This window comes from Streptomyces sp. NPDC057950, from assembly GCF_042887295.1.
Lineage (GTDB): Bacteria > Actinomycetota > Actinomycetes > Streptomycetales > Streptomycetaceae > Streptomyces > Streptomyces kaempferi.
In genome coordinates, this window is record NZ_JBHVPP010000006.1 from 286956 (window position 1) to 303774 (window position 16819).

At 72.4% G+C, this 16819-nt stretch carries 14 protein-coding genes; 3 read left to right on the top strand and 11 right to left on the bottom strand.

Translation table 11 applies throughout. From position 1 onward, the window contains the following. Window positions 1-45: 45 nt before the first annotated feature. The 6 genes from ACFVTC_RS13595 to ACFVTC_RS13620 form a co-directional block, all read right to left on the bottom strand. The gene (locus ACFVTC_RS13595) at window positions 46-828 is read right to left on the bottom strand and encodes a DUF1684 domain-containing protein (protein ID WP_390126737.1); all 783 of its coding nucleotides are present in this window, start codon (window positions 826-828) and stop codon (window positions 46-48) included. Window positions 829-832: 4 nt separating this feature from the next. Next, the gene (locus ACFVTC_RS13600) at window positions 833-2110 is read right to left on the bottom strand and encodes an LLM class flavin-dependent oxidoreductase (protein WP_390126738.1); all 1278 of its coding nucleotides are present in this window, start codon (window positions 2108-2110) and stop codon (window positions 833-835) included. Continuing rightward, on the bottom strand, window positions 2107-3120 hold the full coding sequence (locus ACFVTC_RS13605) for an LLM class flavin-dependent oxidoreductase (protein WP_390126739.1): 1014 nt from the start codon (window positions 3118-3120) through the stop codon (window positions 2107-2109). Before ACFVTC_RS13605 ends, ACFVTC_RS13600 begins: the two co-directional genes overlap by 4 nt. Window positions 3121-3245: 125 nt before the next feature. After that, window positions 3246-5000, bottom strand: a complete 1755-nt coding sequence (locus ACFVTC_RS13610) for an FAD/NAD(P)-binding protein (RefSeq protein WP_390126796.1) — start codon at window positions 4998-5000, stop codon at window positions 3246-3248. Between the two features lie 200 nt (window positions 5001-5200). After that, window positions 5201-5338, bottom strand: a complete 138-nt coding sequence (locus ACFVTC_RS13615) for a hypothetical protein (RefSeq protein WP_390126740.1) — start codon at window positions 5336-5338, stop codon at window positions 5201-5203. A gap of 640 nt (window positions 5339-5978) precedes the next feature. Further along, entirely contained in the window at window positions 5979-7211 is a 1233-nt protein-coding gene (locus tag ACFVTC_RS13620; protein WP_390126742.1) for a DUF5685 family protein, read from the bottom strand. A gap of 289 nt (window positions 7212-7500) precedes the next feature. Between ACFVTC_RS13620 and ACFVTC_RS13625 the strand changes: the two genes are divergently transcribed. Beyond that, complete coding sequence (locus ACFVTC_RS13625; protein WP_390126743.1) at window positions 7501-7941, top strand: cell division protein SepF; 441 nt, start codon at window positions 7501-7503, stop codon at window positions 7939-7941. Between the two features lie 39 nt (window positions 7942-7980). Here ACFVTC_RS13625 and ACFVTC_RS13630 read toward each other — a convergent pair whose 3' ends face one another. Continuing rightward, entirely contained in the window at window positions 7981-9174 is a 1194-nt protein-coding gene (locus tag ACFVTC_RS13630) for an acyl-CoA dehydrogenase family protein (RefSeq protein ID WP_390126745.1), read from the bottom strand. Window positions 9175-9317: 143 nt separating this feature from the next. Then, on the bottom strand, window positions 9318-10928 hold the full coding sequence (locus ACFVTC_RS13635; RefSeq protein WP_390126746.1) for an MFS transporter: 1611 nt from the start codon (window positions 10926-10928) through the stop codon (window positions 9318-9320). Window positions 10929-11185: 257 nt separating this feature from the next. Between ACFVTC_RS13635 and ACFVTC_RS13640 the strand changes: the two genes are divergently transcribed. Together ACFVTC_RS13640 and ACFVTC_RS13645 are read left to right on the top strand one after the other, a co-directional pair. After that, the gene (locus tag ACFVTC_RS13640) at window positions 11186-12355 is read left to right on the top strand and encodes a hypothetical protein (RefSeq protein WP_390126747.1); all 1170 of its coding nucleotides are present in this window, start codon (window positions 11186-11188) and stop codon (window positions 12353-12355) included. Between the two features lie 240 nt (window positions 12356-12595). Next, window positions 12596-13639 carry a phosphatase PAP2 family protein gene (locus ACFVTC_RS13645; RefSeq protein ID WP_390126748.1) on the top strand — a complete coding sequence of 348 codons (1044 nt, stop codon included), beginning with the start codon at window positions 12596-12598 and terminating at the stop codon, window positions 13637-13639. A 255-nt stretch (window positions 13640-13894) separates the two neighbouring features. Here the strand turns inward: ACFVTC_RS13645 and ACFVTC_RS13650 are convergent, their stop codons facing one another. The 3 genes from ACFVTC_RS13650 to ACFVTC_RS13660 form a co-directional block, all read right to left on the bottom strand. Next, window positions 13895-14110: an I78 family peptidase inhibitor gene (locus ACFVTC_RS13650; RefSeq protein ID WP_356809655.1), complete on the bottom strand. Its 216-nt coding sequence runs from the start codon at window positions 14108-14110 to the stop codon at window positions 13895-13897. A 332-nt stretch (window positions 14111-14442) separates the two neighbouring features. After that, window positions 14443-15480 (bottom strand): helix-turn-helix transcriptional regulator, encoded by a 1038-nt coding sequence (locus tag ACFVTC_RS13655; RefSeq protein WP_390126797.1) that lies wholly within the window; start codon window positions 15478-15480, stop codon window positions 14443-14445. A 103-nt stretch (window positions 15481-15583) separates the two neighbouring features. Next, window positions 15584-16453, bottom strand: coding sequence for a hypothetical protein (locus tag ACFVTC_RS13660; protein ID WP_390126749.1), 870 nt, complete (start codon window positions 16451-16453; stop codon window positions 15584-15586). Window positions 16454-16819: the final 366 nt, after the last annotated feature.

Genomic DNA, 16819 nt, shown 5'->3' on the forward strand with positions numbered 1-16819 from the left:
TGCCCGCTCTCGCGCCCCCGCTCTCCCCCATCCCCGCTCCCCCGCTCAGCTCAGCGTGCGCTCCCCCGCCGCGACGGCCGCGCCCAGCGTATTCCCGGGAGGGGGGAAGGGGCAGACGAAGTGGTCGGCGAATGCGCACGGCGGAAGCACGGCGCGGTTGAAGTCCACGGTCGTGCGCCCCTCGGCGTCGGGCGCCGCCGGGCGCAGGAACCGGAAGCGATAACTACTGTCCCCGCTGGTGGCGTCGGCGAACACGGCCCACAGCGAGCCGTCGCTCTCGACCGACACCTGGAGCGTGAGATCCGCGCCGTCCAGGGTGAAGGCGAGGATGCCGCCGAGCTCGAGTCCGCGTGTCTGCCCGTCCGCGTTCTCCACCCGTACGGTGCGCCTCTCGCCGTACGGCGTGAAGTGCCCCGGCACCGACCAGCGTGGATCGTACGGCGTCGCCTCGATGCCCTTGAACGACGTCCGCGTCGAAGCGGCGGGGTCGAAGTCACGTACCCCCCAGACTCCTTCGCGCACCAGGACGACGAAGCGGCGCTCACCGGTCCCGGCGCGGGCCCCGGCCGCCGGGCCCACGTCCGCCACCAGCCGGACCTCGCCGGTGAAGGTCTCGCCGTCCACGCTGAGACCGTCCTCGGGCGCGGCCGTCAGCACGACGCCCTCCTCCTCGGCGGTCCACCGCCCGGGGATGTCCGGAAGTCGCCCGTCCGGATCGTCCTCCAGCCAGTACGTGCCGGTGAGCGCCAGCGGGCCGTAGGGCGCGGACACCGTCTCGATGCGGTGCTCGTGCCACTGCTTCCAGTCCTCGGATGCGTCCGTCGTCATGTGATCAACCTTTCCACAGCGGCCGCGCCGACCCGAGGTGTGAGCGCAGCGTCGTACCCGTGTATTGCGTGCGGAAGGCGCCCCGCTCCTGGAGCAGCGGGACCACCCGGTCGACGAACTCGTCGAGTCCACCGGGGGCCGGACGGGGGACGAGGACGAAGCCGTCGGCGGCGCCCGCGGTCACGAACGCGTCCAGCTCGGCGGCGACCGCCTCCGGGGTACCGACGTACGAGGACGGTCCGTACGCCTCGGGAAGAGGAACGTCGGGGTCGTACGAGGAGAGGCCGGCGCCCCGGACCTCCTGCGGCGCGACGGTCGCGTCCCCCTCTGAGATCACCTGGCGGCGGATGCCGGCGGCCCGTTCCCTCGCCTCGGCGGCGGTGTCGCCGAGCACCACGGTCACCGCGGGCATGATCTTCAGGTCGCCGGGCGCGCGCCCGTACGTCGCGAGCCGCCTCTCCATGTCCGCGCGGAACTCCCGGCCCGCCCGCGGTGTCCGGTGCCGCGTGATGACGACCTCCGCGGTGGACGCGGCGAACTCCCGTCCCCCGCCCGAGTCGTCGGCGTGGATGATCACGGGGTGTCCCTGTGGCGAGCGCGGCACGCCGAACTCGCCCGCGGCGTCGGCACGCCGGCCCCGGCGGCCCGAGGTGCGCGGGACACCCTCCGGGGGACAGGATTCCCACAACTCCCTTGCCCTCTCGACGAATTCGGCGGACCGTGCGAGAGCGGCCCCCGTTGTCCGAGTGGGACGGGGGCCTCCTCGGCGACGGCCGGCCTGGTCCGGGGCGCCGTCGCGCCGGAGGTCCTCGCCGGGCACGGTGGCGCGGGAGGTGACCGCGGCCCAGGCGGCCCGGCCGCCGCTGAGGTGATCCAGCGTGGCCAGTCTGCGGGCGAGTCCGTACGACTCGCCGGAGCCCGCGCCGACCGCCGCCGCGAGCCCGAGCCTCCCGGTGACGGCGGCGAGCCCGTGGAGGACGGTCAGCGGCTCCGGGTGCCCGACGACGCCCGGATCACGGGTCGTTCCCCGGTGCTCACCCCGGTGCTCACGCGCTCGCGGGCTCTCGGTGAGGAGGAGGAAGTCGAACAGGCCACGCTCGGCGGTGCGCGCGAGGTGTTCGAAGGAGGCGAAGCCGGTCCGCGGGCCCTCGTACGGATCGTTCGGCGGGCCCTCGTAGGAGCCGGTCCGCGGGCCCTCGTACGAGCCGGTCCGCTCGATGAGGCTTCCGCCGCCCGGCAGATGCGCCGCCAGATGCATCCCCCCGCGCGTCCGTACGGTCATGACGCTCCCCCGGTCACGGCGTACCTGCTCGCGGGCCGGGCCAGTCGCAGGTGCTCCCTGAGCGTGCTTCCCGGATAGAAGGTGCGGAACAGACCACGGTGCTGGAGCAGCGCCACCGTTCCGTTCACGAGCCGTTCCAGGTCACGGCGCGGCTCGAGCGGGGTCAGGTGGAAGCCGTCGACGGCCTCGGACTCGTGCCAGACGGCGATGAGCTGGGCGAGGCCGACGGGGCCGCCCCGGTACAGGAGCCCCTGCGCGGTGTGCCGGGGACCGCCGCCGCCGTGGCCGGGCTCGGCCGCGCGTTCGCCGTCACCGAGGTCGACCGTGAGCGCGCCGAGGACTCTCAGCGTGTCGGGATCGCGGCCGGACTCGGCCGCGGCGCGGCGGAGTCCGGCTCTGAGGGCGCGGGCCTGCGCCGGACCGGTGACCCGCAGGAGTGCCACGTCGGCGTGCCGGGCCGCGGTCCCGCGGGCGGAGCTCCCGGTGGCGTCCACGACCCGGACCGGGTGGCCCTGCGGGGGCTTCGGCTCGATCGAGGGACCCGTCACGGAGAACGTGCTGCCCCGGTAGTCGACGCGGTGCGGCCCTTCCCGGCCGTTGAAGCCGCCGGTCGCCCCGTCACCCGTGCCGGTGTCGCCGCCCCCGTCGGCCCGCAACCGGGCCTCGTCCTCGTCCTCGCCCCCGGCGGTCGGCCCATCGGACTGCCAGCCGGCCCGGCCGCGGCTGATCCAGTCGAGGGTCGCCACCGCCTCCTGGACACGGCGGGCCTCGGTGCGGATGCCGGACACGGCCGGCACCAGACCGATCCGGCGGGTGACCGGCGCCAGCCGGGCGAGCACTCCGAGCGCGTCGGGACCGGGGCTCGCGAAGGGGCCGCCGAGCGTCACGAAGTCGAGCGCGCCACGCTCCGCGAGTTGCGCCGGCTCGACGTACGCGGCGGCGTCGAAGGACCCCCGCTGATCGACGGCGGCGGCCAGGTGCAGCAGCCCCCGGCCGTGCGGTGCGGTCATATGAATGACACCTTCCCCTGTCCGAAATCCACGAACAGCCATAAAGAGACAGCCATAAAGAGACAAGGAGACCTGAAGACAGCCCAGGGCCTCAGAGGCATCGAGGGCCTTGCGGCGAGGCGGCTTCAGAAGAGGGCCTGACAGGCGAGGTCGCGCAGGAACACCAGCGCGGCCCGCGCCGTCGCGTCGTTCTGCCGGAAGGCCGGGCCGCCGGTACGCGGCCGGGTGAACGCGCCCGAACCCCGGGCGTCGGTGTGCGGGCCGAGCGCGAAGCGCCGGGGGTGCGGGACGCCGGAGCGGTCCAGAACCCTGCCGTCGGCGGGGTCGACGGCGAGCAGCCCCTCCGGGGTGGCGGCGGCCCCTTCGGCGTACAGCTCGCGCAGCAGGGTGTCGCGGGTCCGCTCGACCGTGGGGTGCGGCAGTCGCGCCTCGACGAGAGTCCGGGCCTCGACCGTCGCGCCTGGCACGGTGGCACTGCCCGCCCGGAAAACCCCCTCGGCGGCGGTGACGGTCATGTCCGCGCCCAGGAACCGCAGGATCCCGGCCCGTGAGAGGGCCCTCATCTGGCGCAGCCGCGGTCCGGGCGGCCCCGACGCGAGAAAGCTGAAGAAGCCGTGCCACCAGGAACCGATGTCGCCGAGCCTGACCAACTGGCCGTAGACCGAGAGCAGTCCGAGGAAGACCGCCGAGTCGGCGCTGTGGGACGCGTCGTGACGCCTGGTCAGATCGTCCTCGATGTAGGCGCGCAGTCCGGTCTGGAGTTCCTCGTACGAGGTGTGACGCACCCCGTCCAGCGGGCGGTCCAGCGCGGCGAGGTCGAGCCGGTCGGCGGGGTCGGGTACGGCGGAGGCCACCAGTGCCTGGATCTCGGGGCCGTCCCCGGTCCCGTACTTCTCCTCGAAGTCCCTCCAGGCGATCCGCGTGCGCTCGGGGTGGGCGGTGAACAGCCGGTGGTAGTGCGCGAACCCCAGCTCCTTCTCGACCAGCGGCCACACATCCCGCCGGAAGTCGAACCCACCGGGCCGGGCGAGCAGTTCACCGACCTCGTCCGGCCCGAAGAACCGTGGCAGCGGCGGCCGTTCGCCCGTCCAGGCATAGCCGATCTTGGAGTGATAGGGGACGCCGCGCCGGGAGCCGACGTACAGCACGGGCTCGCGTCCGGAGGGCAGGTAGGTCTCCCCTTCGTACCGTCCGCCGCGCCCCTCGGTGAGCAGCACCATCAGGTCGACGAAGGCGAGCCCGAAGCCGCGGACGAGAACGGGTTCGCCCGGTTTCACTGCCGCCAGGTCGCTGTCGGCGGTGAAGTCCGGCGGCAGGTGGACCAGGTCGTGCGCGCGGGCGTACGCGGCCAGTTCCCGCTGTTCGGCGTCGAGTTCGGCGTCGAGGTGGCCGAGGGTGAGGACGACGAGGTCGGCCTCGAGCGGCTGCGCGTGGCCCTCCAGCCACACCAGTTGACGCCCGTCGCGTCCTCCGTCGACGCGCAGGGCCCGGCACGGATGGTGCTGGACCGTGATGCCCGGCGGCAGGGCGGCCACCGTCCGCTCGTACACCCAGCGCAGGTACGCGCCCTGGCGCCGCCGGTCGGCGAAGAGGTGTCCGTCGAGGGCGGCCCACTCGTGCAGCGTGGGGCCTGTCAGGACCGGCCCGGCCATGTCGACCGTCTCGTCGGTGAACATCGTGACGTCCTGGGCCTCGGAGTTCATCCACAGCAGTGGTGACTGCTCCTCGCGCCAGATGCGGCCGCCGCCCGGCGGATACGGATCGACGAGGTGGATGTCGAGGCCCGAACCGGCGTACAGCTCGGGCGCGTTGGCGGCTATCCGTTCCAGCAGCCCGGTCCCGCGGGGACCCGCGCCCACGATCACCAGCGCGGGACGCACGGCGTTCTCCGCGTGCGTGTTCCCCGGATGCGTGTTCCCCGGGTGCGTGTTCCCCGGGTGCGTGCCGGCCGCACGCGCGCCGGCCGAGTCGGCGGTCGCCGGATGCGCGGTCGCCGGGGGTGTGGCCGACAGGGGTGTGGCGGACGCGGGTGTGGCAGACGGCTGCGCGGTCGCCGGGCGCGTCGTCGCCGGACGCGTGCTCATCGGGTGCGCTCCGAACCGCGCGTGCAGTGCCTCTCGACGTGGAACCGGCCGAGACGGCTTCGCCGGACGATGCGCTGGGACGCCGTGTCGTCCGGTACGGCTTCGGTGATCTTGGTGAGGGTGTCCGAGGACATGCTGAGGCTCCGTGACGCATCGAGTCGAGCACGGGTGCCTTCACACAGGTCGACGCGGGTGACGCCGGGCGCCGCGAGGCGCGTACGGCCGAGCCCCTCAGCAGGGCCGTGCACCGAGAGTACGGCGACGTTTCCCCTCACTGTCAAGGTTGTCCACACTGTGAGCCGTACGTCTCAGGTCAGTTGACGCGGAAACGGATGCCTGTTCCACTTGGGCCATGCATTCGCAGCAGTGGCTGGTCACGCGCTCCCACATCGACTTCGGTCGAGTGTGGTCCTCTTCCTGTTGAGCTGACCTCCTGCGCGACCGCCCGGAACGGGCGCCCTCCGCGTTTCCCCGCTCCCCCTCATGCCTTCACACACACGCACCCCTCCCCTCGCCGTACCCCTTCGCTCCTCGCGATGAGGAGGCCCTCCCTCCATGCGTACGTTCACGCGTACCGCGACGGGCGTTCCACGCCCGTCGTCCCGCTCACCTCCGCGACTCCGCCGCTCACCACCGGAACAGAAGAACCGGAACACGCGGCGCCGCGGCCGACCCGATCCGAACGGTATCCACCAGGGCGTGTTGCGAAAGTCCCGCCTGCCTCGCGACGCCCGGCCCGCCCTCCGGGCGGACGGCGGGACTTTCGCAACAGCCCTAGATCCCGCAGTCGCAGCAACTACAGCATTCGCAGCACTCACATGCCTCGCAGCAGTCGCAGCAGGAGCAGTCGCAGTTGCCGCACCAGCCCTCGCGCCGCTGCCGGGACCACGGCCCCTCGAACTCGTCGGCGCAGCACACCTTGCAGGTGCAGCACAGCCCGATCGCGACGGCGCACCCGGCCCAGAAGCCGCGCCTGCCGGGTCCGGGCGGCCGGAGCGAGGGCCCGCCGCCGAAGGGGGCACCCCCATCCGCGTAGGGGTTGCGCCCGTCGTACGGATGCGGCGGCTGCCGCGGGTCGTACGGGCCGCCCTGCCGCGGTGGACCGAAGGCTCCTGCCGCGTCCGGACCGCCGTGCTCGCCGTGCCCGCACCCCGACGTCCCGAAGGCCCGGTCCACGGAACGCGCCAGCTCGTGCGCGAGCAGGACGTGCGCCAGCCTGCCGTCCGTGAACGCGACCTCACGCAGCGCCAGCCGTATCCCGCGCAGCGCGTCGTCGGCGAGCCGGCGCGCCTCGGCGAGCGGCGTCCCGGTGGCCGTCAGCGGGTTCCAGGCTCCCGACGCGGCGTCAGTTTCCCTGTCCTCCACGGCGTCCAGCAGATGCGCGAGCCGTCCGAAGAGCCGGCCGGCCTCGGCGAGCGGCGCGGCGTTGCCCGGCCGGCCGGCGAGGGCGGCGGTGTGCGCGAAGGCGGCCGCGGTCGCGGACTCGGTCGGCTCGGTGACGGTCAGCAGCGGCGTTCCGGGCCCGGCGAGCGTCTCGACGCCGATCTGCCGGTCCACGGCGTCGACCAGGACGGCGGTGTCGAAGCCGACCTCGGACCCGGTGCGGGCTCCGGCGCGCCCCCAGCTCGCGGCGACCCGGCGAGCGGCGAGCGCCACCGGTCTGCGGGCCAACAGCCCGTCCCCGTCGGCCACGTGGTCGCGCACCTTGGCGGAGGCCAGCACCAGCGAGACGGCGGCGGCGAGCCGGGCGCCGTCGCCCTGCGCGACGGACGCGGTCCGCATGCCACGCAGGGGGCAGGGGCCCGCCGTACGCCGGCCCCCGTCGGCGCGCTCGACCTGAGCCTCCGTCAAAACTGATACCAGCAGACCGTCATAATTGGTGACGATCCGAGCGAACTGCCCGTGGTCCCCGCGCAACGCGAGGCAGAGCCCGCACAGATGCGCCATCCACTGCGTCCTGAGCCCTTCACCGAGCCGGTGGCTGCAGGGCCTCACGATTCCGAACACGACACTCCCCCGTGACTCGTCCGACGTTGAGCTGCGGCATCGTATCGACCACCTCGTTCACCCGTACGCCCCACGCGTCACCCGAACGCCGTCGAGAATCATATTTCACTCTTAGTCAGCAGCCGTATACGGCAGGGCCCTTGGGGGGCGCGGGCTCTCGACGAATTCGCTGTGCACCAGTACCGTCACGAAACCCCCGCGCGGCGTCTATCCACTTGGCGCGACATCCGCATCATGGACGACCATGGGGATGCGGAAGCAAGAAAGACCGCTGTGAGAGGAGGCGTCCATGGGATCGGTGCGCAAGGCGAGTGCCTGGCTTGGCCTCGTCGACGACAACGATGACGAGCGTTACTACGACGACGACAACTACGCCGAGGGACAGGAGCCCGGCGATGCCTGGGTCACCGACCCGCGCGTGAAGGTCGCGTCCGAGACGGCGGAGGAGAAGGGCCGCCGGATCGGCACGGTCACCCCGGACAGCTTCCGGGACGCACGCGGCATCGGTGAACTCTTCCGGGACGGTGTCCCGGTCATCATCAACCTCACGGCCATGGAGGCCTCCGACGCCAAGCGCGTGGTGGACTTCGCGGCCGGTCTGACCTTCGGCCTGCGCGGCACCATCGAGCGGGTCGCCACCCGGGTCTTCCTGCTGACCCCCGCCCACACGGAGATCGTCAGCGGTGAGGCCGCGGGTCGCCCGGCGGACGGTTTCTTCAACCAGAGCTGAGGCAGGGCCGCTCACCGGCCCCGCCCTGCGGCGCCCGGTTCACCGGAAGGCGTCGAGTCCGGTGAGCGCCTTGCCCAGTACCAGCTGATGCATCTCCACGGTGCCCTCGTAGGTGAGCACCGATTCGAGGTTCGTGGCGTGCCGCATCACGGGATATTCGAGCGAGATCCCGTTGGCGCCGAGAATGGTCCGGGCGGTCCGGCAGATCTCGATCGCCTCGCGGACGTTGTTGAGCTTGCCGAAACTGACCTGCTCGGGACGGAGCCGTCCCGCGTCCATGCGCCGGCCGAGATGATGGGCGAGCAGAATCCCCTTGTGCAGTTCGACGGCCATGTCGGCGAGCTTGGCCTGGGTGAGCTGGAAGCCGCCGATGGGCCGGCCGAACTGCTCCCGGGTCTTCGCGTAGGAGACGGCGGCCTCGAAACTGGCCCGCGCGGCGCCCATCGCACCCCATACGATCCCGTACCGCGCGTGCGAGAGGCAGCTGAGCGGCCCCTTGAGCCCGCGCACCCCGGGCAGTACGGCGTCGGCGGGCAGCCGCACGTCGTCGAGGACCAGCTCACTGGTGACGCTGGCCCGCAAGGACCACTTGTGCTTGATCTCGGGTGCGGAGAACCCGGGTGCATCGGTGGGGACCGCGAATCCCCTGATCCCGTCGTCGGTCTGCGCCCAGACGACGGCGACCCCGGCGACCGACCCGTTCGTGATCCACATCTTCCGCCCGTCGAGGATCCAGTCGCCGCCCGCGTCGCGCTTGGCGAAGGTCCGCATGGCGCCGGGGTCGGAGCCGTGGTCGGGTTCGGTGAGCCCGAAGCACCCGATGACGTCGCCGGAGGCCATCGAGGGCAGCCAGCGCTGCTTCTGCTCCTCGGAACCGAAGCGGTGGATGGCGTACATGGCGAGCGACCCCTGTACCGAGACGAGGGACCGGATCCCCGAGTCGGCGGCTTCCAGCTCCAGACAGGCGAGCCCGTACTGCACCGCGCTCGCCCCGGCGCACCCGTAGCCCTCCAGCGACATCCCGAGCGCCCCGATCCCGCCCAGCTCCCGCGCCAGCTCGCGGATTCCGGGGAGCTCCCCCTTCTCGTACCACTCGGCGACATACGGCAGCACGCGGTCCGCGGCCCAGGTCCGGACCGTGTCGCGGATCGCGAGGTCCTCCGCGTCCAGCAGGTCGTCGACGCCCAGCGGATCGGCGGGGTCGAAGGGCGGCAGCTTCGAGGACGCGGACATGGCAGAACCTCCGGCACACTAAAACTAGCAGTGATAGTCACAAGGGCTTCGGGGCCGACGCTACGACGCGGCGTCCCGTACGTCCAGGGCCCACCGGCGCGCGAGCGGGGGAACCTGGCGAGACCTGGCGAGAACCGGTGAAACTACGCGGAGACACGGGCCTCGGGCGCTTCCCGGGGCGTCGGGATCTCGGCCGCGCCCGTCGCCGCGGGCACCTCGCAGTCCATCACCCGGGGCAGCCGCAGCGCCATCACCGCTCCCAGCACCAGCAATCCCGCGCTGACCAGCAGGGTCACATGCAGCCCGTGCACGAAGGAGTCGCGGGCCGCGTGCCGCAGGGCGGCCCCGCGGGCCCCGCCCAGTCGCGCGGCCACGTCGTACGCCTCGCCCAGCGAGTGCCCCGCCGCGGCCGAGTCGGCCGCCGGGACCCCCCGCACGGACGACAGCCCGGGGGCGTACGCCGCGTTCATCACACTCCCCAGCAGGGCTATGCCGATCCCGGCACCCAACTGGTACGAGGTCTCCCCTATCGCCGCGGCCCCGCCGGCCTGCGCGGGCGGCGCCTCGCTCAGCATCGACTCGTACGCCCCGAAGAGCGTCGTCTCCAGCCCGAACCCGAGCAGCACGAACCCGACGAGCAGCAGTCCGGCGTTGTCGTTCCCGCCCATCGCGGTGAGCGTGACCACCGCGGCCGCGGTGGCGCAGAACCCGGAGCAGACCATCACGCGCGGCCCGAACCGACGCAGCATCCGGGCCCCGACGAGCCCCGCGGCCATCGCCGCGAAGGTGAGGGGCAGCAGTCGCAGCCCGGTCTCCAGCGGGGAGAGCCCGAGCACCAGCTGAAGGTACTGGGCGGCGATCAGCTCCAGGCCGACCAGCGCGAGCATGGCGAGCACGATGCAGCCCACCGAGGTGCTGAACGCGGGCCGCGCGAACATCCGCAGATCGACCAGCGGATACGCGCGCCGCCGCTGTCGCCGTACGAATCCGAACATCAGCGCGGCACCGAGGAGCAGTGGCGCCCATGTGAACGGGCCGAGGGGCGCCTCGCCGCCGCCGAGCTGCTTCACGCCGAGGACCAGCCCGAAGAGTCCGGCGGCGGCCATCAGCGCGCCGGTCACGTCCCAGGGTCCGTTGCGTTCGCCGCGCGACTCGGGCAGCAGCAGCCGCCCGACCGGCAGGCTGACCAGCATCAGCGGGATGTTGACGAGGAATACGGATCCCCACCAGAAGTGTTCGAGGAGGAAACCGCCCAGCAGCGGTCCGACCGCGGCGCCGACGGCGGCGACCGCGCTCCAGATGCCGATCGCGAGCGCCCGCTCGCGCCGGTCGGGGAAGACCTGGCGCAGGATCGAGAGGGTGGCGGGCATGATCATCGCGCCGCCCACGCCGAGCAGGGCACGGGCCCCGATGAGGAGCTGCGCGCTGTCGGCGAGGGCGGCGACGCCCGAGGCGACGCCGAACAGCGCGTATCCCAGCAGGAGGACGCGTCTGCGGCCGATCCGGTCGCCCAGCGTGCCGAAGAGAATGAGGAGCGAGGCACAGACGAGCGGGTAGACGTCGACGATCCAGAGCAGCTCTATCGCGCCGGGCTTGAGGTCCTCGGTGACGGCGGGGACCGCGACGTGCAGCACGGTGGCGTCGAGGGCCACCAGGAGCAGGCTGACGCACAGCACCACAAGGACGACCCAGCGGTTGGCACCGGCCCCGGTCTCCCGACGGCGACATGTGTCGGCCGTGGTCGTCCCGGACATGTACGTACCTCCCAGATGTTCCCTCGCTTCAGGCGATCCGCTGGGTGGGGACTCCCTGCGGCTGCGGCGGGAGGAACGGTTTCCCGGGCGCACACGACCAAGGCGAGTGAGCGGCCAGCGTACGCGAGTTCCCCTTCCCTCCACGTGGCGGACCTCTCACGTTCCCCTGGCCGGGCATGTGGCGTACACCACGCCCGCCCGGCCGGCCCCCACCCCGGGAGGCCGGCCGGTTCCGTGGGCCGTCGATAATCGAGCCCGTGACCGATCTTGAGACGCCCGCCGCGCCACCGCCCCGCACGGGCGCGCTGCGCCGCGCCGCACCAGCCCTTCTCGGCTACGCGGGCGTCCGCGCCCTGGGCCTGATCACCCTCTTCCTGTGGAGTGCCGCGAACGGCAAGAGCGCCCACACCCTGCTGACGGCGCGCTGGGACTCGCTCTGGTACACCCGGGTCGCCTCGTTCGGCTACGGCTGGCAGGTCCGGCTGCCCAACGGCGACGTGCACTCCAACCTGGCGTTCTTCCCGCTGCTGCCCTGGCTGGAGCGGCTCGTCGCGGCCGTGTCCGCCTTGTCGTACGCGGACGCGGGCCTGCTGGTGGGCACGCTCGCCTCGTTGGCCGCGGCCTGGGGGATCTTCGCGGTCGCGGACCATGTGTACGGACGGCGGGCCGGTGTCTGCGCCGCGCTCGTCTGGGCGGTGCTGCCCGTCGGCATCGTGCAGTCGATGGCGTACAGCGAGTCCTTGTTCACGGCGCTGGCCGCCTGGTCGCTCTACGCGGTGCTGACCGGCCGCTGGGTGACGGCGGGCCTGCTCGCCTCCCTCGCCGGGCTGACCCGTCCGGTGGGGGCGGCGGCGGTCGCGGCGCTCTGGGTGGCGGCGATCACCTCGTTCGTGCGGGAGCGGAGCACGCCTTCCGCGCAGGGCGCCTCCCGATGGCGACGCGCCCTCGGCATGCTCCTCGCGCCGCTCGGCGCCGCCGGATACGTCCTGTGGGTCGGCCACCGCACGGGCCGGGGGCCGCTGGGCTATCTCGACATCCAGGGGCAGTGGGGCAACGGATTCGACGGCGGATACGCGTTCGCGCGCTTCGTGGGCGACAAGTTCACGTCATTCCCGTCGGCCCTCGCCGGCGTCGGACTGATCGCCGGGGTCGCCCTGGTGATCTGGCTGTACGTCAGCTGTGTGCGACAGGGGCAGCCCCTGCCGCTGCTGGTGTACTCGGGGATCGTCACCGCACTCGCCCTGTGCGCTTCGGGCTACTTCGGCTCGAAACCACGCCTTCTGCTGCCCGCCTTCCCCCTGCTGCTGCCCCTCGCGTTGGCTCTGGCCAGGCTGCGTACGGCCAGGTCAGCGGCGGTTCTCGGCGCCGTGGCCGCGGCTTCGGCCGTCTACGGGGCCTTCTGGCTGAACGGCTCCGGACCGCCATGACCGGCCCCCGCACGGTCGGTGAGCAGCCGGAGAATTCCAGTCAAGCTTTCGGTGAACGAATTAATAAGCGCCATATAAGCGGGCCGAGAACCGATCAATGGAATTACGGGACCACCCCCCTCGAGGATTAGCGAATCATTAGAAATAAACATCGCCCTGAGAGGAATCCCACATCACATCGTCATCACAAAGCGAGTGATTCGGCCTGGAACGCAGCTCACTCGCTGTAGCGTCGATTGGGTGCGTACCGAACGAAACCTCACCCGTCTGGACCGGGTCTTCGCCCGGCTGGACCGTGAGCCGGAACGACCGGCCCACATCGATGTGCCGAAGATGAGCAGGCACAGGGTTGTGCTCTTCGGAGCCACCCTGGCCTTCTACGTGGCCATCGTGTGGGCCGTGGCGATCACTTCGTGGCTGGTCCGGTTCGACTGGCAGGTCATGTTCTTCCGGCCCTACCAACAGTGGCCGGAGATCCACGCGTTCCTCGACTACTACGTGGTGCTCGGCCAACGCGGCCCCACCGCCGTGATGGTGGCGGCCTGGCTCGGCTGGCGCTCGTGGCGGCAGCACACCCTCCGCCCGCTGCTGACGCTGGGCGCCTCACTGCTGCTGCTGAACATCACGGTCGGTGCCGCCAAGCTCGGCATGGGCCGCCTCGGTCCGCACTACGCCATCACGATCGGCTCGAACGAGATGGGCCTGGGCGGCGATATATTTCCTTCGGGTCATACCGCGAACGCCGTGGTGACCTGGGGGATTCTGGCATATCTGGCCTCGACCCCGGGGGCGCGGCGCTGGCTGTCCGCGGTGTCCGCCGTGACCTCGCTGGGGGTCGGCCTCACCACCGTCTACCTCGGTACGCACTGGCTGAGCGATGTACTGCTGGGCTGGGCCGCCGGCCTGCTGATCCTGCTGGCACTGCCCTGGTGCGAGCCGCTGATCGCCCACGCCGAGACCTGGATCTTCACGCTGCGGGACGCCTGGCGTTCCCGTCGCGGCCGCGTGGCGCCCGCTCCGGCCGACGTTCCCGTCGGCGCCCCGGTCGGCGCGCCCGTCCTGGTCAAGCAGCACGGCCCCGTGGACGAAGAGGTGCCGGCCCGCGAGACCGTGGCTGCCGCGCGCCCGGCCCGGGGAGCCGTCCACCTGGCCCCCGGACCGCACTTGGCCCGCTCGGAGCGCACCCCGGTCACCCCCGTCGGCAGCCGCCGGCCGCCGCACGCGGACCGCGCGGCACGCTCCGCGGCCACCACGGCGTCGGCCCGGCCCGCCACGGGCGGCTAGACCCGGAACACGGCGGGGCCGGTACGCACGACCTCCCCGCACGCGAAGGCCCCCGGCTCACACGAGCCGGGGGCCTTCGCGTGATCCGGTTCGCGGGCGCTTCTGCCCTTGGAATCCCGGGTCCTGTCGATCCATCAAGTACCATTTGACCCTTTTTGGGTCTTTTATCTCCTCGGACCTCGTGGCGTGGGTTCCCGACGTCTGACCCGCCGGAAGCGTGAGGCCCGTGGCCAAGGAGCCGGAACGGACCTGGTCTCAGCCCTTCCAGCAGCGGGTCACCCGGCCGTCACCGACCTCGAAGTTCAGCCGCCCCACGCGGTACTCCATGGTGATGATCGCGCCGGGCGGAAGCGAGCGCACCGAGGACCAGCCCCGCTCACGGGCGCGGCGCTCGGCGCTGCTCGCCTCCATCCCGACATAGGTCTCCGGGCTGTCCTCGGGTTCCGCGGGCGGGGTGGGAATGGGTGCCATGACCGCCACGTTAGGCGGCCCGTCCCGGCCGGGGAAGTCCGAACCGGGGACCCTGTGTCACCCGTGCCCCTCCGGTCACACTTCTGTCACAGGATCACAACACGCGTTTCGGCCGAACTCCGTCACACGTACGAGCGGTTCAGTGGATGAGCCGCACGCCTTCGAACGTAATTCGGGACCTTCCTGACCCCGTTCCGAATAACGAGGGGGAAAGCGCGCGCACCAGCGCCGGAGCCGCACTTTGCATTCCGATTCCGGCGCGTGCCGCGCAAGCCTGTGGCGCATAGGAAATGCACGGTTCCGACACAGAACCCCCGCACATCCTCGGTCCGTCACACCATCCCTGATCCGTCCCCGGTCCCCGGTGTTCGGCCCGTGCCGTCCCCCGTCCGGGGCGATTGCCCGGGAGTCCGCTCCAGTGCCCGGGCCAGTCGGCCCTGCGCCGCTTCGATCGCCTCGGTCAACGCGGCCGGTTCGAGCACCTCGAACTCGAAGCCCATCAGCATCACGTGGATCACCATCACGTCGAGGCTCGCGGCTCCGGTACGCAGGACGCAGCTGTCCTCGCCGTCGGCCTCCAGCGTCCCCGCCGAAGGTGAGATCCGCCCGGCCGCCTCCGCCAGGGGAACGAGCAGCCGCACCACCGCCCGCGCGGCGTACGCGCCCGTGGAGACTCCCCGGGAGACATAGGCGGCCAGGTCGTCCGCGGGCGGGGTACGCGGTGTGCAGCGCGGTCCGTGCGGCGGCCTCGGCGTGATGCGGTCCACCCGGAACGTACGCCAGTCGTCGCGGTCGACGTCCCAGGCGACCAGGTACCAGCGGTGTTCGGTGCACACCAGGCGGTGCGGTTCGACGGTGCGCCGGGTCGGGGAGCCGCCGTGGTCGAGGTACTCGAAGCGCAGCCGCTCGCGGTCCCGGCAGGCGTTGGCGAGTTCCGTGAGCACGGCCGGGTCGACCGCGGAGGGCCCCGGGCCGCGCAGCATCGGGACGGTGAAGGCGTTGAGCGCGCTCACCCTGCGGCGCAGCCGGTTCGGCAGCACCTGTTCGAGCTTGGCGAGGGCCCGTACGGACGCCTCCCCGATGCCCTCGATGCCCTGTCCGGCGGCCGTGCGCAGTCCGACCGCGACGGCCACCGCCTCGTCGTCGTCCAGGAGCAGCGGCGGCAGTTCGGCGCCCGCGCCCAGCTGATAGCCGCCTCCGGTGCCGGGGCTGGCGTTCACGGGATATCCCAGCTCGCGCAGCCGGTCCACATCACGGCGCACCGTGCGGGGCGTCACGCCGAGGCGGTCCGCCAGGTCGGCACCCGACCAGTCGCGGTGGGCCTGGAGCAGCGAGAGCAGCCGCAGCAGTCGTGCCGATGTCTCCAGCATGGCGTCGAGTCTGCCAGCGGTCACGGACATCCGCTGTCCGTGGGACGGTGCCGGGGAGGGGAGTTGGTGGTGTACGGGAGCCGGTGGCCTGTGCGGGAGGGGTTCAGTCCGCCGGGGTGACCGTCACCGAGAGGTCGTTGTCCCGCGTGTAGTAGGGGCCGGCCGTCAGCGGGCCGTGCGCCGTCCGCACGGTGGTCCTGGGATGGAGGAGGACGGTCTTCTTGTCGGCGATGTCGTCGAGCAGCCGCGCGACGCGCACCCGGGGCCCGCTCTCCCCCGTCGGCCGCAACCAGAGGTCCCAGACGCCGGGCCGCAGGGCGTCGTAGGCCACGGTGAAGCCGAACTCGGTCTGTTCCACGGCCACTTCGGCACGCACCGGGGCACCGGGCACGTCCCGGTGGCACACCTCGGCATACGCGTCCACCGCGAGCCCGACGCCGTACATACGACCGCGTATCCCCAGGCCCCGCTCCCCGCGGGCCAGTTCGACCGCCTCCGCGTGCGGGGCGCGCAGCCAGCTGCGGACGGTGAGGCGGCCGTGCCGGGGCGAGGGTCTCTCCTGTCCGGGCGGGGCCGGGAACCCGGCGGCGTACGGGATACGGACGGCGACGTGACCGAGCGCGCCGCTGGGGACCCGGGCGACGAGTGAGCGCAGGTCGTTGACGCCGGGGGCCAGGCGGCGCGGTTCTCCGCCCGCCACCTGCGCGAACGCGTCCCAACGGCCCTCGGGCAGGGGGACGCTGCTGGGCAGGGCGGCGCGCAGCCGACCGTCCCCGACGGGGGTCAGCGGCAGCCTGACCTCCTCCTGGCCCCCGCGGCGGCGCAGCACGAGGAGCGCGGCACCCGGCTCGCCGGTGTCGGTGACGTCGAAGGTCAGCCCGCCCGCGGAGTCGGCGATGCAGTCTGCGCACGGGGGCACGGCGGTGTCCGCGTCGGCGCGCCGTCGCGCGGCCCGCGGGACCGGCGTCATCATGCGGGGCGTCCCTTGCTCGCGTGGACCTCTTGGGTGATGAGACCCCGGACCCGGCCGATCGGTTGCCTCCCACCGGCACATCAGTGCTCGTGGGACAGCCGCGGCATCAGGGGAAGCAGCCGTTGCTCATGTCGCCCTCCCTCGAGGCCCCACGCGAGCGACTCCCGTGGCCCCACGCGAGTGACTCCCGTGGCCCCACGCGAGTGACTCCCGTGGCCCCGGCCCGGGTGGCGCCCGGGAACAGGCCGGCCAGGCCTCCCGCTTCCGGGTGGCCTGGCATCGGGCCCCGTCCGGGGCCCTCCGGGCCCTGAGCCGCGCCCCGGCGGGGTCCCGTCCGGTCGGACGACCGGACGGGACTCAGTGCCC